Origin of the sequence: Collinsella sp. AF16-8, assembly GCF_003462695.1 — a bacterium.
Classification (GTDB): Bacteria; Actinomycetota; Coriobacteriia; order Coriobacteriales; family Coriobacteriaceae; genus Collinsella.
The window spans coordinates 319,397-344,736 of the sequence record NZ_QRXX01000001.1 but is presented as its reverse complement, the minus strand read 5'-3'; the positions used below and the strand labels follow the sequence as shown (position 1 = coordinate 344,736).

20 protein-coding genes are annotated in these 25,340 nt (G+C 61.2%); 19 read left to right on the top strand and 1 reads right to left on the bottom strand.

Going from position 1 to position 25,340, the window contains the following annotated elements; all coding sequences use genetic code 11:
* Positions 1-244 precede the first annotated feature (244 nt).
* From DWW73_RS01495 to rpsJ, 8 genes are all read left to right on the top strand, one after another.
* Positions 245-3,673 (top strand): DNA-directed RNA polymerase subunit beta, encoded by a 3,429-nt coding sequence (locus tag DWW73_RS01495; protein ID WP_233503781.1) that lies wholly within the window; start codon positions 245-247, stop codon positions 3,671-3,673.
* Positions 3,674-3,679: 6 nt separating this feature from the next.
* Positions 3,680-8,155: a DNA-directed RNA polymerase subunit beta' gene (locus tag DWW73_RS01490; RefSeq protein ID WP_187361807.1), complete on the top strand. Its 4,476-nt coding sequence runs from the start codon at positions 3,680-3,682 to the stop codon at positions 8,153-8,155.
* Positions 8,156-8,309: 154 nt separating this feature from the next.
* Positions 8,310-8,984, top strand: a complete 675-nt coding sequence (locus DWW73_RS01485) for an RNA polymerase sigma factor (protein ID WP_233509083.1) — start codon at positions 8,310-8,312, stop codon at positions 8,982-8,984.
* Positions 8,935-10,011: a DUF4179 domain-containing protein gene (locus DWW73_RS01480; protein ID WP_117563771.1), complete on the top strand. Its 1,077-nt coding sequence runs from the start codon at positions 8,935-8,937 to the stop codon at positions 10,009-10,011. Before DWW73_RS01485 ends, DWW73_RS01480 begins: the two co-directional genes overlap by 50 nt.
* Positions 10,012-10,281: 270 nt before the next feature.
* On the top strand, positions 10,282-10,659 hold the full coding sequence (rpsL, locus tag DWW73_RS01475) for a 30S ribosomal protein S12 (protein ID WP_006235012.1): 378 nt from the start codon (positions 10,282-10,284) through the stop codon (positions 10,657-10,659).
* Positions 10,660-10,733: 74 nt separating this feature from the next.
* Positions 10,734-11,207, top strand: a complete 474-nt coding sequence (rpsG, locus tag DWW73_RS01470; protein ID WP_006235013.1) for a 30S ribosomal protein S7 — start codon at positions 10,734-10,736, stop codon at positions 11,205-11,207.
* Between the two features lie 19 nt (positions 11,208-11,226).
* Positions 11,227-13,326: an elongation factor G gene (gene fusA, locus DWW73_RS01465; protein ID WP_022094183.1), complete on the top strand. Its 2,100-nt coding sequence runs from the start codon at positions 11,227-11,229 to the stop codon at positions 13,324-13,326.
* A 61-nt stretch (positions 13,327-13,387) separates the two neighbouring features.
* Positions 13,388-13,696 (top strand): 30S ribosomal protein S10, encoded by a 309-nt coding sequence (gene rpsJ / locus DWW73_RS01460; RefSeq protein ID WP_022094184.1) that lies wholly within the window; start codon positions 13,388-13,390, stop codon positions 13,694-13,696.
* A 116-nt stretch (positions 13,697-13,812) separates the two neighbouring features.
* Here the strand turns inward: rpsJ and DWW73_RS01455 are convergent, their stop codons facing one another.
* Positions 13,813-14,589: a biotin--[acetyl-CoA-carboxylase] ligase gene (locus tag DWW73_RS01455; RefSeq protein WP_158563762.1), complete on the bottom strand. Its 777-nt coding sequence runs from the start codon at positions 14,587-14,589 to the stop codon at positions 13,813-13,815.
* A gap of 176 nt (positions 14,590-14,765) precedes the next feature.
* Here DWW73_RS01455 and DWW73_RS01450 point away from each other — a divergent pair, with 176 nt between their 5' ends.
* Genes DWW73_RS01450 through DWW73_RS01400 form a run of 11 tightly spaced genes read left to right on the top strand, consistent with a single transcriptional unit; the run spans position 14,766 to position 25,195 of the window.
* On the top strand, positions 14,766-15,725 hold the full coding sequence (locus DWW73_RS01450) for a 3-oxoacyl-ACP synthase III family protein (protein WP_117778561.1): 960 nt from the start codon (positions 14,766-14,768) through the stop codon (positions 15,723-15,725).
* Positions 15,726-15,777: 52 nt separating this feature from the next.
* The gene (locus DWW73_RS01445) at positions 15,778-16,014 is read left to right on the top strand and encodes an acyl carrier protein (RefSeq protein ID WP_055285196.1); all 237 of its coding nucleotides are present in this window, start codon (positions 15,778-15,780) and stop codon (positions 16,012-16,014) included.
* A gap of 2 nt (positions 16,015-16,016) precedes the next feature.
* A complete protein-coding gene (gene fabK, locus DWW73_RS01440; RefSeq protein WP_117778560.1) occupies positions 16,017-16,961 on the top strand; it encodes an enoyl-[acyl-carrier-protein] reductase FabK in 945 nt (314 codons plus the stop codon).
* Positions 16,949-17,875 (top strand): ACP S-malonyltransferase, encoded by a 927-nt coding sequence (locus DWW73_RS01435; RefSeq protein ID WP_117778559.1) that lies wholly within the window; start codon positions 16,949-16,951, stop codon positions 17,873-17,875. Before fabK ends, DWW73_RS01435 begins: the two co-directional genes overlap by 13 nt.
* A 30-nt stretch (positions 17,876-17,905) precedes the next feature.
* On the top strand, positions 17,906-18,679 hold the full coding sequence (fabG, locus tag DWW73_RS01430; protein ID WP_117778558.1) for a 3-oxoacyl-[acyl-carrier-protein] reductase: 774 nt from the start codon (positions 17,906-17,908) through the stop codon (positions 18,677-18,679).
* A 39-nt stretch (positions 18,680-18,718) separates the two neighbouring features.
* On the top strand, positions 18,719-19,966 hold the full coding sequence (fabF, locus tag DWW73_RS01425) for a beta-ketoacyl-ACP synthase II (protein ID WP_089572489.1): 1,248 nt from the start codon (positions 18,719-18,721) through the stop codon (positions 19,964-19,966).
* A 3-nt stretch (positions 19,967-19,969) separates the two neighbouring features.
* Positions 19,970-20,443, top strand: coding sequence for an acetyl-CoA carboxylase biotin carboxyl carrier protein (gene accB, locus DWW73_RS01420; RefSeq protein WP_117778557.1), 474 nt, complete (start codon positions 19,970-19,972; stop codon positions 20,441-20,443).
* Between the two features lie 9 nt (positions 20,444-20,452).
* Complete coding sequence (gene fabZ / locus DWW73_RS01415) at positions 20,453-20,875, top strand: 3-hydroxyacyl-ACP dehydratase FabZ (protein WP_099432064.1); 423 nt, start codon at positions 20,453-20,455, stop codon at positions 20,873-20,875.
* Between the two features lie 10 nt (positions 20,876-20,885).
* The gene (locus tag DWW73_RS01410) at positions 20,886-22,229 is read left to right on the top strand and encodes an acetyl/propionyl/methylcrotonyl-CoA carboxylase subunit alpha (RefSeq protein WP_117778556.1); all 1,344 of its coding nucleotides are present in this window, start codon (positions 20,886-20,888) and stop codon (positions 22,227-22,229) included.
* The gene (gene accD, locus DWW73_RS01405; protein ID WP_117778555.1) at positions 22,216-23,940 is read left to right on the top strand and encodes an acetyl-CoA carboxylase, carboxyltransferase subunit beta; all 1,725 of its coding nucleotides are present in this window, start codon (positions 22,216-22,218) and stop codon (positions 23,938-23,940) included. Before DWW73_RS01410 ends, accD begins: the two co-directional genes overlap by 14 nt.
* A gap of 40 nt (positions 23,941-23,980) precedes the next feature.
* A complete protein-coding gene (locus DWW73_RS01400) occupies positions 23,981-25,195 on the top strand; it encodes a PTS transporter subunit EIIC (protein ID WP_117778554.1) in 1,215 nt (404 codons plus the stop codon).
* The last annotated feature ends 145 nt before the right edge of the window (positions 25,196-25,340 follow it).

Sequence of the window (25,340 nt, the reverse complement as noted above, 5' to 3'; positions counted from 1 at the left end):
TCGATACGCATATATCTACCTGCACTTTTTCTGTCGAAAAACTTTGCTACTCCAAAAACTCAATCGCGTCAAGGCTTTTCTTGCCCAACGGTCGGTACCTGATAAACTATTAGGTTGCGATAACTGGCGAAGCTATGCCTCGCCAACCCACCGAGCATTTCCGTGAAGGAGGAAAAACCTGGTGACCTACGCATACACTGCCACTGAGCGCAAGCGCGTCAGCTTCGGGAAAATCCCGGAGGCCATGGAGCTCCCCAACCTTATCTCTGTTCAAAGGGAATCCTTTGAGCGTTTTAAGGACGAGGGCCTTCGTGAGGCGTTCAAGGAATCCAGCCCCATCCAGAGCCAGAACCATGTTCTCGAGGTTACCTTCGGCGAGCATCAGTTCGGCGACCCCGCGCACACCGTCGAGGAGTGCCGCGAGAAGGATATGACCTATCAGGCTCCGCTTCTGACCGACGTCCGTCTCACCAACAAGGAGACCGGCGAGATCAAGGAGCAGCTCGTCTTCATGGGCGACTTCCCCATGATGACCGATCAGGGTACCTTCATCATCAACGGTACCGAGCGTATCGTCGTCTCGCAGCTCGTCCGCTCCCCAGGCGTGTACTACAGCTCCGAGATGGATTCGGGCAAGCAGATCTACAAGGCCCAGATCATCCCGTCCCGCGGTGCCTGGCTTGAGTTTGAGGTCGACAAGCGCGACCAGCTCATGGTCTCCATCGACCGTAAGCGCAAGCAGAGCGCCACGATGTTCCTGCGCGCCCTTGGCATTGCCGTCACCAACGACGACATCATCGAGCTGCTCGGCAACTCCGATGTGATCAAGCGCACCCTGGAGCGCGACACCGCCCTCACCCGCGAGGACGCCCTCATCGAGATCTACCGTCGCCTGCGCCCGGGCGAGCCTCCCACCGTGGACGCTTCCCGCAGCCTGCTCGAGGGCCTGCTCTTTAACCCGCAGCGCTACGATCTGGCCCGCGTCGGTCGTTACAAGGTCAACAAGAAGCTCAACCTCACCACCGAGGAAGAGGTCACGGTGCTCACCGACGAGGATATCGTCGCGACGCTGCGCTACCTCCTGTCCCTCGCTGCCGGCGAGCAGGGCTTCAAGGTCGACGACATCGACCACTTTGGCAACCGCCGCATCCGCACCGTCGGCGAACTCGTCGCCAACCAGTTCCGTATCGGCATGAGCCGTATGGAGCGCGTCGTCCGTGAGCGCATGAGCTCCCAGGACATCGACGAGATCACCCCGCAGTCGCTCATCAACATCCGCCCGATCGTGGCCTCCATCAAGGAGTTCTTCGGTTCCTCGCAGCTCTCGCAGTTCATGGACCAGGCGAACCCCCTGACCGGTCTGACCCACAAGCGCCGTCTGTCCGCACTCGGCCCTGGTGGTCTTGCCGGCCACAAGTCCGGCTCCAGCCGCCGCACCAACGTGCCGACGGCCGTCCGCGACGTTCACAACTCGCACTACAGCCGCATGTGCCCGATCGAGACCCCCGAAGGCCCCAACATCGGCCTGATCGGCTCGCTCGCCCTCTACGCCCGCGTCAACGAGTATGGCTTCATCGAGGCCCCGTTCCGTCGCGTCGAGAACGGCGTTGCCACCGATCAGATCGACTGGATGACCGCTGACGAGGAAGAGAAGCACGTCATCGCGCCGGCCAACACGCCGCTCGATCCCAAGACCAACGAGTTCATCACGACCGATGCCGAGGGCAAGATCGTCCGCCCGCACACCGTGATCGCCCGTACCCGCGACTTCGACGGCTCCTTCGGCGCTCCCGCCGACGTGCCCGTCGAGGACGTCGACTACATGGACGTCTCGCCGCGTCAGATGCTCTCCGTCGCAGCCACGCTGATCCCGTTCCTTGAGCACGACGACGCCAAGCGTACGCTGATGGGTGCTAACATGCAGCGTCAGGCCGTGCCGCTGGTCCACCCCGCCGCTCCCTATGTCGGTACCGGCATGGAGCGTCGCGCCGCCCTGGACTCCGGCGAGGTCACCCTGGCCAAGAACGCCGGCGAGGTCATCTTTGCCGACGCCGCCAAGATCATCGTCAAGCATGCCGGCGGCATGGACGAGTATCACCTGGCCAAGTACCAGCGCTCCAACCAGTCCACCTGCATCAACCACCGTCCGCTCGTGCGCGTCGGTGACACCGTTGAGCAGGGCGAGCCCCTGGCTGACGGTCCTTCGACCGATCATGGCGAGCTCGCACTGGGTCAGAACCTCACCGTGGCCTACATGCCGTGGGAAGGCTTTAACTACGAGGACGGTATCGTCGTGTCCGAGCGCCTGGTGGCCGAGGACCTGCTGACGACCATCAACATCACCCGTCACGAGATCGACGCCCGCGACACCAAGCTCGGTCCCGAGGAGATCACCCGCGAGATCCCGAACCTCTCCGAGGACATGCTTGCCAACCTCGACGAGGACGGCATCATCCGCATCGGCGCCGAGGTCGGCCCTGGCGACATCCTGGTCGGTAAGGTCACGCCTAAGGGCGAGAGCGCTCTGACCGCCGAGGAGCGCCTGCTGCGCGCCATCTTCGGTGCCAAGGCCCACGATGTCCGTGACACCTCCCTTAAGATGCCTCACGGCGCTTACGGCCGCGTCATCGACGTCGTCCGCTTTAGCCGCGAGAACGGCGACGACCTGGCCCCCGGCGTCAACGAGCAGGTGCGCGTCTACGTCGCCCAGCGTCGTAAGATCCAGCAGGGCGATAAGATCGCCGGCCGCCACGGCAACAAGGGTGTTATCTGTAACGTTCTGCCGGTCGAGGACATGCCCTACATGGCTGACGGTACCCCGATCGACGTTATCCTCAACCCGCTGGGCGTTCCTTCGCGTATGAACGTCGGCCAGCTGCTCGAGTGCCACCTTGGTTGGGCTGCTGCCTGCGGTTGGGATACCGAGCAGGCCGACTCCGACAAGTACGTCCCCGGTCCGTTCTTCACCGCCACGCCCGTCTTCGACGGCGCCAAGGAGGACGAGATCGCCGAGGTCATTCGTCGTGCCAACAAGAACATGCTCAACAAGGCCACCGCTGCCTTTGGCGATCACATGCGCCCCGAGTTCGTCACCCAGCTTGACGAGCGCGGCAAGACCCGTCTGTTCGACGGCCGCACCGGCGAGGAGTTCCGCGAGCCCATTACCGTGGGTACGTCCTACATCCTCAAGCTCGGCCACATGGTCGACGACAAGATCCATGCCCGTTCGACCGGCCCTTACAGCCTGGTTACCCAGCAGCCTCTGGGCGGCAAGGCCCAGTTCGGCGGCCAGCGCTTCGGCGAGATGGAAGTTTGGGCACTGTACGCTTACGGTGCGTCCAACGTCCTGCAGGAGATCCTGACCGTCAAGTCCGACGATACCGTGGGCCGCGTCAAGACCTACGAGTCCATCGTCAAGGGCGAGAACGTTCCTGTCCCGGGTATCCCCGAGTCCTTCAAGGTTCTCGTCAAGGAGATTCGCTCCCTCGCACTGGACATCGAGCCCATGCACGATGCCGACGAGGACGCCTCCGCACCTGTGACCGCCGAGGAGACCTCTGCTCTCGACGACCTGGCCGCGCTCGCCGGCGTTGACACCGACGTCGAGGCCGAGGATGCCGAGACCGCCGAGGCACCCGAGGCTGTCGCCGCCACGACCACTGATAAGGAGTAGTTGACTGTGGCAGATTTCGAAGCTACTGATTTTGACTCGGTAAAGATCTCCCTTGCCTCCGCCGACCAGATCCGTTCCTGGTCGCACGGTGAGGTCAAGAAGCCGGAGACCATCAATTACCGTACCCTCAAGCCCGAGAAGGACGGCCTGTTCTGCGAGAAGATCTTCGGTCCCGCCAAGGACTGGGAGTGCTCCTGCGGCAAGTACAAGGGCATCCGCTTTAAGGGCATCGTCTGCGAGCGCTGCGGCGTCGAGGTCACCTCGGCCAAGGTGCGTCGCGACCGCATGGGCCACATCGAGCTCGCCGCTCCCGTGTCCCACATCTGGTACTTCAAGAGCCCCACGAGCTTCCCGATGAGCCGTATGCTCGACATCAAGTCCAAGGACCTCGAGAAGGTTCTGTACTTTGCCAGCTACATCATCACCGAGGTCGACTATGAGGCCCGCGAGGCCGACGCCGACGACCTGCGCGAGGAGCTCGCCGCCGATCTGGAAGAGATCGATGCCGAGTGCGCCCGCCAGATCGAGTCCCTCAAGGAGCAGGGCGACCCCGAGAACTTTGACGAGTTCTCCGACGAGGAGCCGCTGACCCCCGAGGAGATCGCCTCCGGCATCGTCGACATCGAGGAAGAGTGCAAGGACGAGAAGCAGCTCCGCACGGACGCCTTCAACGCCTTCATGAAGCTCACCGAGCGCGACCTCATCTCCGATGAGCCGCTGTTCCGCGAGATGACCCGTTACTACTCCATGTACTTCAAGGGTGGCATGGGTGCCGAGGCCGTCCGCGACCTGCTCGCTGCCATCGACCTTCCTTCCGAGGCCGAGAAGCTCAAGGCCATCATCGCCGACGAGGATTCCCAGAAGCAGAAGCGCGAGAAGGCCGTTAAGCGCCTCGAGGTCGTTGACGCCTTCCTGAAGGGCGGCAACAGCCCCGCGAACATGATCCTGGACGTCATCCCGGTCATTCCGCCCGATCTGCGCCCGATGGTCCAGCTCGACGGCGGCCGCTTCGCCGCGTCCGACCTCAACGATCTGTACCGTCGCGTGATCAACCGTAACAACCGACTCAAGCGCCTGCTCGACCTGGACGCCCCTGCGATCATCGTGAACAACGAGAAGCGCATGCTCCAGGAGTCCGTGGACGCCCTGTTCGACAACGGCCGTCGTGGTCGCCCGGTCTCTGGCCGTGGCGGTCGCCCGCTCAAGTCGCTCGCCGAGGCCCTCAAGGGCAAGCAGGGCCGTTTCCGTCAGAACCTGCTGGGTAAGCGTGTCGACTACTCCGGCCGTTCGGTAATCGTTACCGACCCCAAGCTGCTGCTGCACCAGTGCGGTCTGCCCAAGACCATGGCGCTGGAGCTCTTCAAGCCCTTCGTCATGAAGCGCCTGGTCGAGCTCGGCAAGGTCGAAAACATCAAGGGCGCCAAGCGCGCTATCGACCGCGGTGCCACCTTTGTGTGGGACATCCTCGAAGAGGTCATCGACGGCCGCGTCGTGCTGCTCAACCGTGCACCGACCCTGCACCGTTTGTCCATCCAGGCCTTTGAGCCGGTGCTGGTCGAGGGCAAGGCTATCCACCTGCACCCGCTGGTCTGCTCGCCCTTCAACGCCGACTTCGACGGCGACCAGATGTCTGTCCACGTGCCGCTGTCCAGCCAGGCTCAGGCCGAGGCTCGCGTGCTCATGCTCTCTGCGAACAACCTGCGCTCGCCGGCATCCGGCAAGCCGGTCAACATCCCCTCGCAGGACATGATCATCGGTGTGTACTACCTGACCCAGGTCCGCGACGGTCTGCCGGGCGAGAACCACGTGTTCGCCAGCTTCGACGACGCGCTGCACGCCTATGACTGCCGCTCCGAGGTCGACATGCAGGCCAAGATTCAGGTCCGCGTGTCCGCTGCCGACGCCAATGTCATCAACGAGGACGGCACCCGTATCTTCCGCGTCAAGAACGGCAAGAACGAGTTCGTCGACTACGACGTCACCGGCAACAAGACCGCGCGCTTCGAGACCTCCATCGGCCGCATCATCTTCAACCGCCAGTGCCTGCCCGAAGACTACGAGTTCATGAACTACAAGATGGTCAAGGGCGACGTGGCCAAGCTGGTTGCGGACTGCTGCGATCGCTATCCCGAGGCCAAGGTCGGCCCGATCCTCGACGCCATCAAGTACTCCGGCTTCCACTACGCTACCCGCGCTGGCCTCACCATCTCGGTGTGGGACGCTCTCATCCCTGCCGAGAAGCAGGAGCTGCTCGATCGCGCCCAGGCCAACGTCGACCAGATCAACGAGTACTTCGAGGAGGGCTTCATCAACGAGACGGAGCGCCACATCGAAGTCGTTAATGAGTGGACCGCTTGTACCGATAAGGTTGCAGCGCTCATGCTCGACTTGTTCGACGAGGAGAACCCGCTCTACATGATGGCCGACTCCGGCGCCCGTGGTTCTAAGACCCAGCTGCGTCAGCTCGGCGGCATGCGTGGCCTGATGGCAGACATGTCCGGCGAGACGATCGACCTTCCCATTAAGGCGAACTTCCGCGAGGGCCTGCTGCCGCTCGAGTACTTCATTTCGACCTACGGCGCCCGTAAGGGCCTGGTCGATACCGCATCCCACACCTCGGACTCTGGTTACCTGACCCGTCGTCTGGTCGACGTGGCCCAGGACGTCATCGTCCGCGAGGAGGACTGCGGTACACACGAGGGCGTCACCTACAACCTCATCATCCCCGGCACCACCGACCTCAACACCGACCTCGTCGGCCGTTGCTTCATTGAGGACGTCGTGGCTCCCGATGGCACCGTGCTCTTTGAGCAGGACGGCTACATCGAGAAGGTCGCTGACATCCAGAAGATGGTCGATGCCGGCCTTAAGAAGGTCAAGCTTCGCGCGCTGCTCACCTGCCGCTCCAAGTACGGCGTGTGCCAGAAGTGCTACGGCTGGGATCTTTCCACCCGTCGTCCAGTCGCCATCGGTACCGCGGTCGGCATTATTGCCGCCCAGTCCATCGGCGAGCCCGGTACGCAGCTTACGATGCGTACCATTCACTCCGGCGGCGTCGCTGGCGTCGACGATATTACGCAGGGTCTGCCTACGGTCAGCCGTATGTTCGATATCGTCGGCAACGTCAACGAGAAGATCCTGGGTCGCGAGGCCGAGCTGGCTCCGTACTCCGGCCACCTCTCGATTAAGCCCGAGAAGTCCGAGTACGTGCTGACGCTCACCGACTCCGAGGATCACACCCGTGTCCTCGACGAGCGTCGCGTCCCCGCTTCGGTGCGCTTCATGCCCGAGATCGAGGACGGCTGCGAGGTTCGCGCCGGCGACCAGATCACCAAGGGCTTCGTTAACTTCCGCAACCTGCGCAAGCTGACCGACATCGAGTCGACGATGCACACCTTCGTCGAGAGCGTCAAGGACGTCTACACCAGCCAAGGCGTCGACCTGAACGACAAGCACATCGAGGTGCTCGCACGTCAGATGCTGCGTCGCGTTCAGATCACCAACCCCGGCGACTCCAAGTACCTGCTTGGTCAGTACGTCGACCGCTACGAGTTTGCCGACGAGGTCGAGCGCGTTGCCCGTCTGGGCGGTCAGGCTCCCGTGGCCGAGCCCGTCATCCTGGGTACGCTCAAGGTCGCGTCCAACATCGACTCCTGGCTGTCGAGCGCTTCGTTCATCCGTACCGCTGGCGTCCTTACCGAGGCTGCCATCGAGGGCAAGGTCGACCACCTGCTCGACCTTAAGTCCAACGTCATCGTCGGTAAGAAGATCCCGGCTGGTACCGGCCTCAAGCCGTACGCCAACGCCAAGCTGACGTATCGCACGGCCGACGGCTACGTGGACATCGACGGCCCGGCTTCGCCCAACGCCAAGTCGCTGCCTGAGTGGGCCCCTGTGGAGCTCAAGGACCTGGACGAGCAGCTCCCGCAGCAGCTCGACTGGGCCGGCTACGACGAGTTCGGTGGTGCTGACGGTTCGTTCACCCGCAACGGCCATACCATCTCCGCCGAGAAGGCTCGCCTGTACCTGTTCGACGACCTGGGCGTGTCGCAGCGTTGGACCAACAAGTTCAGCGAGGTCGGCATCGAGACGGTCGGCGACCTGGTCGGCAAGTCCGAGGAGGATCTGCTGCGCATCGATGGTATCGGTGCTAAGGCGATCGAGGAGCTCCGTGACGGCCTGGAGGCCCACGACCTGCTCTACATCCTCGAGAACAACGACGACGTTGCCGACGAGGAAGACCTCTCGCAGCTGCTGCAGATGGTCTTTAGCCCCGACGGTCCGGACGATATCCTGCTGGGTACCTCCGCTCCGACGCATCACGCCGACGCCGACGAGGAGCTCCTGGGCGCCCCGATCGACGACAAGAAGGCTCCCGCCAACGGCGCGATCAACGAGGACATGGCGTCCCTCGACGAGCTGCTCAACCAGCTCGTGGACACCGACGACGCCGAAGAGGCCAAGGACAACGACGAGGAGTAATTAGTTCCGCCGTTCTAACGAACGGCGGCGACCTCCGTCGCTGCGCGGCCCCCAGAGCTACAATCTGTCATTCAAAAGGCAGGGCATGACCAAAAGGTCAATGCCCTGCCTTTTTCATGCCACCTTGTACGCTCTGGGGGCCGCTCGCTTGCGTATGCTCAACCTGTTGCGTTCCGTTGATCCCTTGCCAAAAAGGGACAGGTTTATTTTGGTAGGTTTTTCCTGCTTGAATTTGAAACATTTCGTCCGGCCAGAGCGTATCTATGGTGAGGACCTCATCAAGAATCATTACCGTCACCGGGAGGTGATTATGGAAGAACAAGCATTTAGACAGGCGGTCGAAGATCACCGGGATGTCGTGTTTCGAATCGCCTTGACGTACCTGCGCGATCGCGCCGATGCCGACGATATTGCCCAAGATGTCTTTCTTAAGTTGCTTAAAAGCGATGGACACTTTGAAAGTTGGGAACATCTTCGCCGCTGGCTTATCCGGGTCACGATCAATGAATGTAAATCGCTCTTTCGAAAGCCATGGAGGCGTGTAGAGGATATTGAGAACCTGGCCGATTCGCTTTCGGCGGCGCAGGATGAGACCAAGGCGGTCCTGTCAGACGTTATGCGACTTCCGGAGCGATTCCGTGTCCCCATCGTGCTCTATTACTATCTGGGCTTTTCGACCTCAGAGATTGCCGAGTTACTGCATGTGCCAGCCGCGACCGTTCGAACGCGTTTAGCTCGCGGTAGATCGAAGCTCAAATTCATCCTAGAGGAGGGCGACCGTGAAATCCAATCAAATCAAGCAGGCCTTCGAGTCCATCCAAGCCGATAGCGATCTTGCCGACCGTGTTCTTTATGCCGCTGCTGGCGAGCCGCTTCGCCGAAAGGGTCACGCGAAGCCTCTCTATGTTGCCGTAATCGGATGCCTTGCCGGAGTGCTGGCGACCGGAGGGGTCGCCTACGCCGTCGTCAATTCCAGCTATTTTGCCTCTGCCTGGGGAAACCATGGCAACGGAGAGTCCATTACCTGGACTCAAGGTGGCTCGTCGGGGACTAAATATACCTACACCAGAGAGTTTGGTGACGGCATTGCGCCCCAAAGCTTGGAGGGTTCAGTACAGAAGGTCAATCTGTCCGTCGAGGGCAACGGCTATACACTCGACATTCATGATATGGCTATCGATAAAAACGGTTGCGGTGCCGTGACGTTTACGTTGTCCAATCCAAATGGTGTTAACTACTACAAGCCGGCAGCAGAGACTGGCGAACTTGTTCTCTATGGTGAAGAAGAAGGGGGCGTCAGTACACCCAGCATGAACTTCGGCGAGGAATGGGCTGATACACGCTGCACCATTGATAAAGACACATCAAGCGACACGGTCATTAACGGCACGATGTACTTTGCATCTTGGAATCGCGATCGAGATTTACGACATGCGGTCACCTGGAATATCAGTTGGACGGAGGGCAAAGGTGAGGATGCGAAGGCGATCGAGGTATCGACGCCAGAGTTTAACGTCGGAGCGCACGTCGATACAAAGGAGCTCCGCTCCGACGACTCGCCTCTCGAGATCAGCCCGTTTTCCATCCAGACGCACATCGATGATCTGGGCTATGAAGCAGTTGATCATAAACTGACCGTCAGCTACAAGGATGGATCGGAGCAGATTATCGAAGATGACGACGCAGGGGCGTACAATTTCTATGTTTCGATGGCGCGCAATAGCGGAGAGAACATCTGGGTTCCGGCAAGGCTCATCAATGTCGATCAGGTTGTATCGGTAACCCTTGAGGGAACGAGGTGCACATCAACAGGAGAGACCGAAACAGAAGTACCCTTTACCATCGTCTACTCGTAAGACTTGAGGCCGCTTCCCACTAGGGGAAGCGGCCATTTTTGCGTTACATGGACGGCTGGAATGGGCACTTGCGCACAGGCGGGGATTCCTTTTATGGAGGCTTTGCGGAAATATAGCTATTTTGGGATACGCCCGGCGGCGTGGTCTGTTGACGGCACAGCTAACGCCACGTATCCTATCGAACTGCGTGTTTCGTAGGGGGATGCTGACCCCTCGATTCAAGCCGTTGCACTTTACAGAAAGCTGGAATCATTCGAGAAGGAGTACGCTTTGCCTACTATTAACCAGCTGGTTCGCCAGGGCCGTCGTTCCGTGCCCAAGAAGTCCAAGAACGCTGCTCTGCAGCACAACTCCCAGAAGCGCGGCGTGTGCACCCGCGTCTTCACCACGAGCCCCAAGAAGCCGAACTCGGCTCTTCGTAAGGTTGCCCGTGTTCGCCTTGTCAACGGCATCGAAGTTACTGCTTACATCCCGGGTGAGGGCCACAACCTGCAGGAGCACTCCATCGTGCTCGTCCGCGGCGGTCGTGTCCGTGACCTCCCTGGTGTCCGTTATCACGTCATCCGTGGCGCCTACGACGCTGCTCCGGTCCAGAACCGTATGCAGGCCCGTTCCAAGTACGGTGCTAAGCGCCCCAAGGCTAAATAAGCCAGATAACGTTTTGATACTTTCGCCGTGTGCCGTCTTGAGCGCCGCACGGTAGACACTTAAGGAGATTTCACATGCCGCGTCGTGCAGCAGCTAATCGTCGTGAGGTTCAGCCTGACGCCGTTTACAACAACCGCCTGGTGACTCAGCTCATCAACAAGGTCCTTCTTGACGGCAAGAAGGCCACCGCTGAGCGCATCGTTTACACCGCTTTCGAGATCGTTGCCGAGAAGTCCGAGGGTGGCGACGCTCTCGCTACCTTCAAGAAGGCTATGGACAACGTCAAGCCCACGCTCGAGGTTAAGCCCAAGCGTGTCGGTGGCGCTACCTATCAGGTCCCGATGGAGGTCAACTCCCGTCGTTCCACCGCTCTGGGTATCCGCTGGATCGTCAACTTCTCCCGCGCTCGCAAGGAGAAGACCATGGCCGAGCGTCTCGCCAATGAGATCCTCGACGCTTCCAACGGCCTGGGCGCTTCCGTCAAGAAGCGTGAGGACGTCTTCAAGATGGCCGAGGCCAACCGCGCGTTCTCTCACTATCGTTGGTAAGTTAAGGTAAGGAACTAACATGGCTAAGCCTAAGTACAAGCTTTCCGATACCCGTAACATCGGCATCATGGCCCACATCGATGCTGGTAAGACCACCACGACCGAGCGTATTCTTTACTACACCGGTAAGACCCACAAGATCGGTGAGGTTCATGAGGGCGCTGCCACCATGGACTGGATGGTTCAGGAGCAGGAGCGCGGCGTAACCATTACCTCCGCTGCTACCACGTGCTTCTGGAACAAGGACGGTAAGGACTACCGCATCCAGATCATCGACACCCCGGGCCACGTTGACTTCACCGCCGAGGTCGAGCGCTGCCTGCGCGTCCTCGATGGTGCTGTCGCCGTCTTCGACGCCGTTGCCGGCGTTCAGCCCCAGTCTGAGACCGTTTGGCGTCAGGCTTCTACCTTCAACGTCCCCCGCATCGCCTTCATCAACAAGTATGACCGCGTGGGCGCTGACTTCTTCAACGCTATCGAGACCATGAAGGATCGTCTCGACGCTAACGCCGTGGCCGCTCAGGTCCCGATGGGCGCCGAGGACAACTTCTGGGGCGTCATCGACCTCGTCACCATGACTGCATGGGACTTCAAGGCCGACGAGAAGGGCATGACCTACCCCGAGCCGATGGACGAGATCCCGGCTGAGTTTGCCGACATCGCTGCCACCAAGCGCGAGGAGCTCCTCGACGCTGCTGCCAGCTTTGACGACGAGCTCATGGAGAAGATCCTCATGGAGGAGGACTTCACCGTCGAGGAGCTCAAGGCCGCTCTGCGCAAGGGCGTTCTGGCCAACGAGCTCAACCTCGTCTTCGTGGGCTCCGCCTACAAGAACAAGGGCGTTCAGGAGCTGCTCGACGCTGTCGTCGACTACCTGCCCAGCCCGCTCGACGTTGAGGCCGTCACCGGTACCGATCCGGACACCGGCGAGGAGATCCAGCGTCATCCTTCCTTCGACGAGCCTTTCTCCGGCCTGGTCTTCAAGATCATGACCGACCCGTTCGTCGGTAAGCTCACCTACGTCCGCGTTTACTCCGGCCGCGCCGAGTCCGGCTCCTACGTGGTCAACGCTTCCAACGGTCAGCGCGAGCGCCTCGGCCGCATCCTCGAGATGAACGCCGCCGAGCGTATCGACCGTGACGACGCTGCCGCCGGCGACATCGTCGCTTGCGTCGGCTTCAAGAACTCCACCACCGGTGACACCCTGTGCGCCGAGGGCAAGGAGATCGTCCTCGAGAAGATCGAGTTCGCTAAGCCCGTTATCGACGTTGCCATCGAGCCCAAGACCAAGGCCGAGCAGGACAAGATGTCCCTGGCTCTGACCAAGCTCGCCGAGGAGGACCCGACCTTCCAGGTGTCCACCAACCACGAGACCGGCCAGACCATCATCGCCGGCATGGGCGAGCTGCATCTCGAGATCATCGTCGACCGTCTGCTCCGCGAGTTCAAGGTTGACGCTAACGTTGGTAAGCCCCAGGTTGCCTACCGCGAGACCGCTGGTCACGACGTCGAGAAGGCTGAGGGCAAGTTCGTCCGTCAGTCCGGCGGTCGCGGTCAGTACGGTCACGCCGTCATCAAGCTCGAGAAGATGGAGGAGGGCTTCGGCTACGAGTTCGTCAACGCTATCGTCGGCGGCGTCGTGCCCAAGGAGTACATCCCGTCCATCGACAAGGGCATCCAGGAGGCCCTGAACACCGGTGTTATCGCCGGCTTCCCGGTCCTCGACGTTAAGGTCACCCTGTTCGACGGCTCTTACCACGAGGTCGACTCCTCCGAGGCCGCCTTTAAGATCGCCGGTTCCATGGCTATCAAGGACGCTCTCAAGAAGTCCGACCCGCAGCTGCTCGAGCCGATCATGGCTGTCGAGGTCGAGACCCCTGAGCAGTACATGGGCGACGTTATGGGCAACCTCTCCGGTCGCCGCGGCAAGATCGAGGGCATGGAGGATCGCAAGAACAGCAAGCTCATCCGTGCCAAGGTGCCGCTGGGCGAGATGTTCGGTTACGCTACCGACCTTCGCTCCCAGACCCAGGGCCGTGCATCCTACACGATGCAGTTCGACTCTTATGAGCCCGCGCCCAAGTCCATCGTGGACGAGGTCATGAGCAAGAACGCCTAAGTTCGAGCTCCCTGTTACGTAATCCTGCGAGAACATCTCTCGCACTCTTTGGAGGTTTAAGTTGGCTACCCAGAAGATCCGCATTCGCCTCAAGGGCTATGATCACGAGGTCGTCGATCAGTCCGCGAAGCTCATCGTCGAGACCGCTCAGAAGACCGGCGCTCGCGTTTCCGGTCCTGTCCCCCTGCCCACCGAGCGCAACCTGTACACGGTTATCCGCTCGCCGCACGTGAACAAGGACTCCCGTGAGCAGTTCGAGATGCGCACCCACAAGCGCCTCATCGACATCCTCGACCCCACCTCGGGCACCGTTGATTCGCTCATGCGTCTCGACCTCCCCGCTGGTGTCGACATCGACATCAAGCTCTAAGCGATATCGCTCATAGCTTACAGAGCCCCGCTGCCATTTTGGTAGCGGGGCCCTTTTGTTTTGAATGATGACCTTGGGGGGCCGGGTAATGCTGTCGAGCGGGTGGCTGTGGCGCCTTATTTACCCATGGGACGCAGCGATGCCTCCTCAAAATGGAAGGAACGTAAGCCGTCTTCCGTTTCGATACACGCGCGACCAAAGGCATCGACCGTTTGAAAGATGCCACGTGCCAGCTCGTCACCGGCAGGGGAACGGGCGATAACGTGCTCCCCAATCCAATTGAGATGAGCGACATAATCATCGTGGACGGGCGCGATCGGACCAGCGTCTTCTTCCATGGCGTTGAGCAGATCTACCCACGCGTCCACAGCGTTTACGACGGTGTGATAGACCTCCTTGAGTAGGACATCGACGGTGGGAACATTCTCGTTGAGGTCTGACAGACCGATTGCCGGCAGGCCGCTATCGGGAACCTCCGAGGGCACATAGTTCACATTGACGCCAATGCCGCAGACGGCAAAGGGCTTGCCCTCGTTGTCACGAGCCGCCTCGACCAAGATGCCGCCGAGCTTATGTCCTCGTGCGACGAGGTCGTTGGGCCATTTGAGGCCGATCTCGTTAGCAAGACCTTGCGCCTCGAGCGCCTCGAGCACCGCTAGGCCGCTGACGGCGGCAAGGCCAGAGTACTTGGCGGGATTAACACGAGGACGTAGGACAATCGAGAGCAACAGGTTGCCGGCGGTTGAATCCCACTTGTGGCCGCGTCGGCCGCGTCCTGCCGTTTGCGCGCGGGCGGCAAGCCCCGTGCCGTGCGGCGCTCCCTGTTTTCCTGCCTCGAGCAGGTCATCGTTGGTCGATCCGGTTACGTCGACTATCGTTAATTGGGCATCCATAGCGGCTGCTACCTCCTTAATGAATAAGTGAATGACGCAATGGTGTCGAGAGATAGACACAATGTGAAGCCTTTGTCGCATTTGGACAATTTAATGTTAACACGTCAACAAAGCGAAGAATGCGCTATCCTCTCTTGGTCGATGTAAACACGTCAACAACTCAAAGGAGGTTAGTGATGGGTTTCACGATTCTTGGAACAGGCTCGGCGCTTCCCAAGCGCAGTGTTTCCAATGACGAGCTGTCCGAGTTCCTCGATACCTCGGATGAGTGGATTTTTACCCGCACAGGCATCAAGAGCCGCCATGTGTGCACCACCGAGTCGCTCGACGACCTTGCCGTGGCAGCGAGCGAGCAAGCGCTCCAGACGTCCGGAATCGATGCGAGTCAGCTGGATCTTATCGTCTGTTCGACGACGACGGGCGACCATCTCGTTCCCGCCGAAGCGTGCGCCGTTGCTGAGCGCCTGGGTGCCACATGTCCTGCCTTCGACGTTTCGGCGGCTTGTGCCGGCTTCGTATTTGCGCTCGATGTCGCCGAGGGCTATATCGCCCGCGGTCGTGCCAGGCGCGTGCTTATCGTTGCTGCCGAGCAGATGACGCGCGCGCTCGACTGGACCGATCGTGCCACCTGCGTGCTCTTTGGCGATGGCGCGGGTGCTGCGGTCATAGAGGCTGGGGGAGAGAATCCCCTCGCCGTTGAGCTTTCGACGTCGCCTGACGTCGAAACACTGCGTGTCCCCGGATTGGCGGGCTCCTCGCCGTATAAGACGGCGCAGGACCGCGAAAGCGTGCTGTCCATGAACGGTCGTCGTGTGTTCAAGTTCGGCGTCAATGCCATCTGCGACATGGTCCATAAGCTTGCGAGCGATGCGAGCATTGCGGTCGAAGACATCGATCATTTTGTATTCCATCAGGCTAACGAACGAATCCTGAGCCAGGCGGTCAAGCGCTTAGGTGTGCCGGACGACCGTGTGGTCCGAACGTTGCGTGAAACCGGCAATATTTCGAGCGCCTGCATTCCCTTTGCGCTTGATCGGCTGGCGCGCACCAACGCACTGAATGCGGGCGACACCATCGCCCTCGTTGGATTTGGCGCCGGCTTGGATGTAGGTGGCTATCTACTTCGCTGGAAGTAGTTGCACATAGGAAATGAAAACGCCCCTGGGGCACAAACAAAGGAGAACTACCATGGCAGATCAGAAGACCTTCGAGCGCGTTTGCGACGTTATCCGCGAGACCGCCGGCCTTGACGATGTCGAGATGAAGCCCGAGTCCACGCTCGAGGAGATTGGCCTCGACAGCCTGGGTACCGTCGAGATCCTCGTTGCCGTCGAGGACGAGTTTGGCATTGAGCTCGATACCGAGGAGAACCCCAAGACGGTCGGCGAGTTCGTCGATACGGTCGAGGCGGCATTGGAGAAGTAGTGATGCTCAAGTCTCCTCTCTGCGATCTGCTCGGCATCGAAAAGCCTGTGTTCCAGGGCGGCATGGCCTGGATTGCTGACGCCTCGCTGGCATCGGCCGTGTCCGAGGCAGGCGGCTTAGGCATTATCGCGGCCATGAATGCCGATGCCAACTGGCTGCGCGATCAGATTCACGAGCTGCGCGCCAAGACGGATAAGCCCTTTGGCGTCAACGTTATGCTCATGAGCCCGTTTGTCGACGAGGTCGCACAAGTGGTGATTGATGAGCGGGTGCCCGTTGTGGTGACCGGCGCCGGCAATCCCACCAAGTACATGAAGGCGTGGAACGAGGCGGGCATCAAGGTCATCCCGGTCGTTGCCTCGGTGGCGCTGGCGCGTCTCGTGGCGCGTCGCGGGGCCACCGCCGTGGTTGCCGAAGGCACCGAATCAGGCGGCCATATTGGCGAGACCTCGACGATGGCACTGGTGCCGCAGGTTGTCGATGCGGTCGATATTCCCGTGGTCGCGGCTGGCGGTATCGCCGATGGCCGCGGTGTGGCGGCCGCCTTTATGCTCGGCGCTGCCGGCGTCCAGGTGGGAACACGCTTTCTGGTCGCAAACGAGTGCACCGTATCCGAACAGTACAAAGAGCTGGTGCTCAAGGCAGGCGACACGTCGACGCGCGCGACCGGTCGCTCGACGGGGCATCCGGTTCGCGCCCTCAAGAGCCCCTTCACTAACGCGTATGCCAAGAGCGAGGCTGCGGGCGCAAATGCCGAGGAACTCGAGGCCATGGGCACGGGCGCGCTTCGTAAAGCCGCAAAGGACGGTAATTACGAAGAGGGCTCGTATCTGTGCGGACAGATTGCTGGCATGGTCAACGAACGCCAGAGTGCACGCGAAATCGTCGACGATCTGGTCGATGGCGCCGAGCATGTCCTGAAGGGTGCGTCCGCATGGGTAGCGTAGCGTTTCTGTTTGCCGGCCAGGGCGTCCAACACCCCGCGATGGGCGTCGACCTCATCGAAGCATCGCCGGCGGCTGCCGAGGTGTTTGCCATTGCCGACGAGGTGCGTCCGGGGACGAGCGAACAGTGCCGGAGCGCCTCGAAAGAGGAGCTCTCACAGACCGAGAACACGCAGCCTTGCGTGTTCGTGCACGACTTGGCTGTTGCCGTCGCCCTGCGCGAGCGCGGCGTGGTGCCTGCCGCCTGTGCGGGATTCTCGCTGGGCGAGGTCGCTGCACTCACCTTTGCGGGGGCATTCGATACACGAGCGGGTTTTGAGCTCGTGTGTGAGCGCGCGGCATTGATGGCCACGGCGGCTGAGCGTCACCCCGGCGGCATGCGCGCCGTCATCAAGCTCGATGCAGCGCAAGTCGAGGGCCTGGCAAAACAGGCCGGCGAGAACTGCTGGCCGGTCAACTACAACAGTCCCCAGCAGACGGTTGTGGCCGGAGCGCCCGATGCGTTGCAGAACCTCGACGCCCTGGTAAAAGAGGCTGGCGGTCGCGCCATGAAGGTCGCGGTGTCGGGTGCATTCCATAGCCCCTATATGGCCGAGGCGACTGAGGGGCTGGCGACGTATATCCAAGCCGGGCACGCCCCGTCCCCTTTGCTGATTCCGGTCATGGCAAATATGACGGCGGCGCCCTATCCGGCCGACCCGCAGGCGGCATCGGAGGTGCTGGCCAACCAGGTGAGTCATGCCGTGCGCTGGGTCGACGCGCTGCATGCTCTGCAGGATCAAGGCATCGACACGTTTATTGAGGTCGGCCCCGGCAAAACGCTGTCGGGCCTGGTCAAGCGTACGCTGAGCGACGTTCGCGTGTATTCGTGCGAAACGGCCGAGCAGGTCGCAGCTATTGCCGACGAGCTCGCATAGTTCACAGGGCTGTAACCCGAAAGGAATGACATGGGCAACTTGAACAACGGCGCGCTCGAGCGCGACGGATCGCGCCGCGTGGCGCTGGTCACGGGCGGCTCACGCGGCATTGGTCGCTCTTGTGCCGTGGGCCTGGCGGAGGATGGCTACGATATCGCCGTCGTTTATGCCGGCAGCGTCGATGCGGCGCGCGAGACGTGCGAAGCCTGTGAGGCGGTTGGCGCCACGGCACGCGCATATCAATGCGACGTGGCCGATCCCGCTGCCGTCAACGCGTGTGTGGAAGCGGTCCTCAACGACTTTGGTTCCATTTGGGCGCTCGTCAACAATGCCGGCATCACCCGCGATGGCCTGCTCATGCGCATGGGCGATGACGCATTCGATCGCGTGCTCGATGTCAATCTCAAGGGAACATTCAATATGACGCGCGCGCTCACCAAGACCTTTATGCGCCAGCGCGGCGGTTGCGTCGTCAACATGAGCTCGGTCGTGGGCCTGATGGGCAATGCCGGGCAAGCCAACTACGCTGCTTCCAAGGCGGGCGTGATAGGGCTTACCAAGGCGGTGGCGCGCGAGCTTGCGCCTCGTGGCGTACGAGCGAACGCGGTCGCCCCCGGGTTTGTCGAGACAGATATGACGGCAAAGCTCTCGGAGAAGGTGCGTACGGCAACCGAGGAACAGATTCCCCTTAAGCGCATGGCACGCCCCGAGGAAGTGGCCGGCGTGGTGCGCTTTTTAGCGAGTGATGCGGCTGCCTACATTACGGGCGAGGTCGTGCGCGTCGACGGCGGAATGGCGATGTAGAAACCAGGGCCGAAGAACGGCTTGGATGAGGAGACCATGATGGAACAGAGAGTTGCAATCACCGGCATCGGTGCCGTATCGCCGCTCGGCAACACGGCGCTTGCCACCTGGGCGGCTATGTGCGCCGGCACGTGCGGTATCGGCCCGATCACGCACTTCGATACGGATGCGTTTACCGTCAAGGTGGCGGCCGAAGTCAAGGGCTTTGACGGCAACGAGTACTTTGGCAAGCGTGACGCCAAGCATCTCGACCCCTGCGTTCAGTTTGCGATGGCGGCTTCGGACGAGGCAATGCACGATGCGGGCTTTGATGTCGAAGGCGCCATCGATCGTGAGCGTCTGGGCGTCTACGTGGGCTCGGGCGTGGGCGGCATGACGACGCTCGTCGACAACGTCCACACGATCGCCGATCGTGGACCTCGCCGCGCATCGCCCTATATGATTGCGATGATGATCCCCAACATGGCTTCGGGCAATATCGCGATCCGCCACAAGGCAAAGGGACCGACCCTGCCAGTCGTGACTGCTTGCGCGACCTCGGCCCATGCGGTGGGCGAGGCGTTCCGCGCCATCAAGCACGGCTATGCCGACGCGATCCTCGCGGGCGGCGCCGAGGCGGCCATTATCCCCGATGCCGTTGCAGGCTTTACGTCCTGCCGCGCATTGACCACCAACCCCGATCCTGCGACGGCTTGCCGCCCGTTCGATGCAGACCGCGACGGCTTTGTGATGGGCGAGGGCGCCTGCGTGCTGGTACTCGAGAGCATGGAACATGCGCAGGCGCGCGGTGCGCACATTTATGCCGAGGTCGTGGGCTACGGCAACACCGATGATGCTTATCACATCACGAGTCCCGATCCCGAGGCTGCCGGCATTGCCCGCGCGATATCGCTGGCGGTGGCCGAGGGCGACGTCAAGCCTTCCGAGGGCCTCTACATCAATGCCCACGGCACCTCGACCAAGCTTAATGATTCGTCCGAGACGGCGGGCATTAAGCGAGCGCTCGGCGAGGACGCGGCGCGCGCCGCACATGTCTCGTCGACCAAGTCGATGACGGGGCACATGATCGGTGCCACGGGGGCCATCGAGGTCATGGCCTGCGCCATGGCACTCGAGCAGGGCGTGGTGCCGCCGACCATTAACTACCACACGCCTGATCCCGCCTGCGATCTTGATTACACGCCCAATCGCGCGGTTCGCGCCGACCTTACCTGGGCGCTTTCGACCAACCTGGGCTTTGGCGGGCACAACGCCGCCATCGCGCTGCGTAGATATACGAGGAGCTAGAGCATGGATTCCAAAAGACTTGCCGAGATAGCCGATGTGATGGAGGACCGCGGCCTTACGCGCGTACGTGTTGAGGAGCCCGATGGCACCGCGGTCGAACTCGAGCGCGCGAGTGCCGCGCAGCCGGTTGCCGTGCCCATGCCTATGCCGGGTGCCGTGGCCGCTCAAGTTGCAGCTCCCACAGTCGCGCCTGCCGCACCGGAACCCGCCACGCAGACACCTGCCGCCGCGCCGGAGCCCAAGGGCACCGAGGTGACTGCTCCCATGGTGGGCGTCTTCTATGCTGCCCCTGCGCCGGGCGACGAGCCGTTTGTGCGCGTGGGCTCCAAGGTCAAGGCCGGCGAGACCCTCTGCATCATCGAGGCCATGAAGGTTCTCAACGAGGTGACGGCCGAGGCAGACGGTGAGGTGCTCGAGATCTGCGTGGCCGACGGCGACCTCGTGGAGTTTGGCAGCTGCCTCATGAGGATCGGATAGGTGATATCCATGAACAAAGAAGAGCTCAAGAAGCTGTTACCGCATCGCGAGCCGATGCTTTTGCTCGACGAAGCCGAGCTGGTGGGCGACGAGGCCCACGGCAAGATCACGATTACAGGCGACGAGTACTTTTTGCAGGGACATTTTCCGGGAAACCCGGTCGTTCCCGGCGTGATTCAGTGCGAGATGCTCGCCCAGAACTGCTGCGTGCTGCTGATGGGCGATGAGGAGGCGCGCGGCGCGACGCCGTTCTACACGAGTCTGGACAAGGTGCGCTTTAAGCGTCCGGTGCGCCCGGGCGACACGGTGGATCTAGTGTGCTCCATCACGCGTGCGCGCGGGCCGTTCCGCTTTGCGACGGGTACTGCGAGCGTCAACGGTGAGGTTTGCTGCCGCGCCGATATGTCTTTTGCACTCATGCACGAAAGTTAAGGAAGGCTCCATGTTCGACAAAGTGCTCATCGCCAACCGCGGCGAAGTCGCGGTCCGTGTTATCCGCGCGTGCCGCGATATGGGCATCAAGACCGTCGCCGTTTATTCCACGGCCGATGCGGACGCGCTGCACGTGCAGCTTGCCGACGAGGCGTATTGCATCGGCGGCCCGCGTCTTGCCGAGAGCTACCTCAACGACGATGCCGTGCTCACCTGTGCCGTAAAGTCGGGAGCTAAGGCAATTCATCCCGGCTATGGCTTTTTCTCCGAGAAGGCGAGCTTCGTGCGCGACTGCGACAAGTACGGTCTGGCGTTTGTCGGTCCTTCGGCCGAGGTGATCGACAGCATGGGCGACAAGAACGCCGCACGCCGAACGGCCGCCGCCGCGGGCGTGCCCATCGTGCCGGGCTGCGATTTGCTCAAAAGCCCCGAGGAGGCGACGGCCGAGGCCGAGCGCATCGGCTGTCCCGTGCTCATCAAGGCGCGTGCCGGCGGTGGCGGTCGCGGTATTCGCAAGGTCGAGCGCGTGGAAGACGCGGCAAAGGCGTTCATCGAGGCGCGTGCCGAGGGCGAGGCCGTTTTTGGCGACGGCGAGTGCTACATGGAGAAGTTCGTCGCGCCGGCGCATCACGTTGAGGTACAGATTATGGCCGATAAGCAGGGCCATGTGTTTTCGCTCGGTGAGCGCGAGTGCTCGGTGCAGCGCCGCAACCAAAAGCTGATCGAGGAGAGCCCCGCGCCGTGCCTCGACGGACGCGACGATATTCGTGCCCGTATGCACAAGGCGGCGCGCGACTTGGCTCGTGCCGTCGGTTATGAGGGCGCTGGCACCATCGAGTTTCTGTACTCGGACGACGGCAATTTCTACTTTATGGAAATGAACACGCGCTTGCAGGTGGAGCATCCGGTTACGGAGTTTGTGACCGATACCGACCTGGTTAAGTGGCAGCTGCGCGTGGCTGCCGGCCAGCCTCTGCCCTTTGAGCAGGAGGACGTACCGGTCCGCAACCACGCCATGGAGTGCCGCATCAATGCCGAAACGCCGGACTTTCTACCGTCATGTGGAACGGTCACCGCGTTGCGTGTGCCGGGTGGTCCGCGCGTGCGCTGGGATTCCGCCATGTTTACCGGAGCGAAAGTTCCGCCGTACTACGACTCCATGCTCGGCAAGCTCATCGTGTGCGCGCCCACGCGTGACGGTGCCATTCGCAAGATGCGCTCGGCCCTGGGCGAGCTCGTGATTGAGGGCGTGAGCGAAAATAGCGAGCTTCAGCTCGACGTGCTGGCAAACGACGAGTTTTTGTCGGGCATGTATCACACCGATCTGATGGGGCATCTCTATGCTGATGAATAGAAAAGCGAAGACGGTCAATGTCCTTGAGGGGCCGATAACCGAGTCGTGCGCCGAGTTCCCCGCGCGCCACGTGTTTGTCAAATGCCCGGAGTGCCGCCGTGTGATCGATGAGGCGCGCCTGCACGACAACCTCGAGGTCTGCCCTCGTTGCGGCAAACACTTTCGCGTGAGCGGTCGCGCGCGCATGCGCATGACGGTCGACGCGGGTACCTTTGAGGAATGGGATGCCAATCTGGCGTCGAAGGACTTCCTCTCGTTTCCCGGTTATGCCGACAAGCTTAAGAGCGTGAGCGAGCGTTCGGGCGAGCGCGATGCCGTTGTGTGCGGCAGGGGCAAAATCTGCGGCTGCGATACGGCGCTTTTCTTTATGGACGCCAACTTTATGATGGGCTCGATGGGTTCCGTGGTGGGCGAGAAGATCTGTCGCACATTTGAGCGTGCGACCGAGATGGGATTGCCAGTTGTCGGCTTTACCGTTTCGGGCGGTGCGCGCATGCAAGAGGGTGTGACATCGCTTATGCAGATGGCCAAGATTTCTGCGGCGGTTAGGCGCCACAGCGAGGCGGGCGGCCTGTATATCACGGTGCTCACCGACCCCACGACTGGCGGCGTGACCGCGAGCTTTGCCATGGAGGGCGACATAATCCTGGCCGAGCCCGATGCCCTGACGGCATTTGCCGGCCCGCGCGTGATCGAGCAGAACATGCACAAGCGCCTGCCCAAGGGATTCCAGCGCTCCGAGTTTTTGCTGGAGCACGGCTTTTGCGATGCCGTTGTTCCGCGTGGCGAGATTGCGCTCACGGTAGGCGAGCTGTTGGCGCTGCACGAAGGGCACGCGCCCGGCCTGGGGGCACCGCATGAGATCGTCCATGCGGGTCGCCGCGGCAAAAAGCTGGGACACTTGTTTAAGCGCTCGACGGCACCAAAAACCGCGCTCGAGATTGTCAAGCAGACCCGCTTGGCAGATCGCGCCACGGCGGGTGAGATGATCTCGTTGGGCCTGGATGGATTTGTGGAGCTGCACGGCGACCGTTACTTTGGCGACGACGCCGCTGTGGTGGGCGGCATCGGCTGGAAGGACGGGCGACCCGTGACGGTTATCGCCATCGAGCGCGGCACCACGACCAAAGAGCGTATCCGCCGCAACTTTGGCATGGCGCATCCCGAGGGCTACCGCAAGGCGCGTCGCCTTATGCGTCAGGCCGAAAAGTTTGGTCGACCGGTTCTGTGCCTGGTCGATACTTCGGGCGCGTTTTGCGGCATCGGTGCCGAGGAGCGCGGCCAGGGCGAGGCGATCGCCCAGAATCTCATGGAGATGAGCGGCCTTAAGACGCCGATTGTCTCGGTGGTGACAGGCGAGGGCGGCTCTGGTGGCGCGCTGGCGCTATCCGTGGCCGACCGCATCCTGATGCTCTCGAGCTCGGCCTATTCGGTCGTGAGCCCCGAGGCCTGCGCGTCGATCCTGTGGAAGGATACCGAGCGCGCGGATGAGGCCGCCGAGGCGCTGAAACTCACGGCCCCCGACCTGTTGGCGCTCGGCATCATCGACGGCATTGTCGACGATAGGGGCCTGTCGCATGAGGAGATTGCCGGTGCCGTCATGTCCTCGGCATTTGATGCCTTCGATACGCTTGGGCGGCTCGACGACGCGACCCTCACAAACCTCCGCTACGAAAAGTACCGCGCAATCGGTCAGTACCGCACGATGTGACAAAGGGACAGTCCGCATGTCACATTGGGAAAGGCGTTCCATGCCACAAGTTTCTAACACCTCGTTTGCAACGACGGTTTCATCAAACGCCATGGCCGTGGTGGACTATCTGTCCAAAAGCATGATGTCGGCGCTGCCGTTTATTGTCTGCGCGGCGTTGTTCCGCACCGTCGCCGTCATTATGGGCGAAGGCATGCTGGGCCTGTGGTCTGCCGATTCCGAAATCTATCGCCTGTTCTACAGTTGGCTCTATAACGCCGGCTATTACTTTTTGCCCATCTATCTTGGTTGGGCGGCCGCCCGCCAGCTCGGTTGCTCGGAGCAGCTGGGCATGATGCTGGGCGGCGTATTGATTGCGCCCGATCTGCTTAAGCTCGTCGATGCCGCATCGACGACGGGGGCACCGATGACTTCCGTGTATGGCCTGCTTCCCGCGCCGGTCATCGATTACACGACGACTGTTATTCCGGTTCTCATCTCGGTGCCCGTGCTATGGCGAGTGGAGTGTTTCTTTCGGCGCGTTATCCCTAAGGCCGTGGCGTTTTCGTTCGTTCCGTTTGCGACCATGCTTGTCATGGTTCCGGTTTCGCTGTGTATTACGGCGCCGGCGGGCAGCTATCTGGGCATGCTGTTGGGCCAGCTTATGTTTATGCTTGGCAATTCCGGTGGCATCGTGTCGCTGCTCACGCTCATGGGGCTTGCCGCGGGCTGGGAGTTCCTAAAGATCGCGGGCGTCAGCAACGTTGTCCTATCGCTCGCCTATGCGCAGTTTATGAGTGTGGGAACGGATTCGTGCATCCTGATCGCCGCGACGATGGCAACGTTCGCCGTTTGGGGTATGCCCTTTGGCGCGTCGCTCCGCGTTGCGGATAAGGACGAGAAGGCGCTCATGCTGGGCTATTCAATCTCGGGTATTCTTGGCGGCGTAAGCGAGCCAGCGCTGTACGGATGCGGCTTTAAATATGGCAGGTGTCTGACGTGCATGGCCGTTGGCGGCGCCGTCGGAGGCCTTGTTGCGGCCGTAGGCCACGTTACGGCTTATACCATCGGTATGACGAATGTTCTTATGGTCATTGGCTTTGCCACGGGCGGCATCTCGAATCTGCTGTGGTGCTGCGCTGCCGGCGGCGCAGCATTTGCGGTGTCTGCGGCGCTGAGCTGCTGTTTTGGCGTGGTGCCGACAAAGATGCAGGCGGCAGAAGACGCAGCTGATTCGCTCGAAACAGTGGCGAGCGCTGCTGAAGCAAGCGCATAAATCTGTGCGACAAAAGGACGATTCCTTTGTCATATTCCAAGGCTGCGGCCCGTGTGGGCTGCGGCCTTTTTGTATCTGGAGGACAAAGTGGCTACACTACAATCCGTTTGAGCAATAGATATATAGGTAGTACCGTGGGGACTGA

Bases quoted from the DNA above. Each gene is read 5' to 3' on its own strand.
- rpsG (WP_006235013.1), top strand. From the start codon at position 10,734: ATGCCGCGTCGTGCAGCAGCTAATCGTCGTGAGGTTCAGCCTGACGCC.
- DWW73_RS01410 (WP_117778556.1), top strand. From the start codon at position 20,886: ATGTTCGACAAAGTGCTCATCGCCAACCGCGGCGAAGTCGCGGTCCGT.
- accD (WP_117778555.1), top strand. From the start codon at position 22,216: ATGCTGATGAATAGAAAAGCGAAGACGGTCAATGTCCTTGAGGGGCCG.
- fabG (WP_117778558.1), top strand. From the start codon at position 17,906: ATGGGCAACTTGAACAACGGCGCGCTCGAGCGCGACGGATCGCGCCGC.
- DWW73_RS01485 (WP_233509083.1), top strand. From the start codon at position 8,310: ATGCTCAACCTGTTGCGTTCCGTTGATCCCTTGCCAAAAAGGGACAGG.
- DWW73_RS01495 (WP_233503781.1), top strand. From the start codon at position 245: ATGGAGCTCCCCAACCTTATCTCTGTTCAAAGGGAATCCTTTGAGCGT.
- fabZ (WP_099432064.1), top strand. From the start codon at position 20,453: ATGAACAAAGAAGAGCTCAAGAAGCTGTTACCGCATCGCGAGCCGATG.
- fabK (WP_117778560.1), top strand. From the start codon at position 16,017: ATGCTCAAGTCTCCTCTCTGCGATCTGCTCGGCATCGAAAAGCCTGTG.
- fabF (WP_089572489.1), top strand. From the start codon at position 18,719: ATGGAACAGAGAGTTGCAATCACCGGCATCGGTGCCGTATCGCCGCTC.
- DWW73_RS01435 (WP_117778559.1), top strand. From the start codon at position 16,949: ATGGGTAGCGTAGCGTTTCTGTTTGCCGGCCAGGGCGTCCAACACCCC.
- DWW73_RS01400 (WP_117778554.1), top strand. From the start codon at position 23,981: ATGCCACAAGTTTCTAACACCTCGTTTGCAACGACGGTTTCATCAAAC.
- DWW73_RS01455 (WP_158563762.1), bottom strand. From the start codon at position 14,589: ATGGATGCCCAATTAACGATAGTCGACGTAACCGGATCGACCAACGAT.
- DWW73_RS01445 (WP_055285196.1), top strand. From the start codon at position 15,778: ATGGCAGATCAGAAGACCTTCGAGCGCGTTTGCGACGTTATCCGCGAG.
- DWW73_RS01450 (WP_117778561.1), top strand. From the start codon at position 14,766: ATGGGTTTCACGATTCTTGGAACAGGCTCGGCGCTTCCCAAGCGCAGT.
- fusA (WP_022094183.1), top strand. From the start codon at position 11,227: ATGGCTAAGCCTAAGTACAAGCTTTCCGATACCCGTAACATCGGCATC.
- accB (WP_117778557.1), top strand. From the start codon at position 19,970: ATGGATTCCAAAAGACTTGCCGAGATAGCCGATGTGATGGAGGACCGC.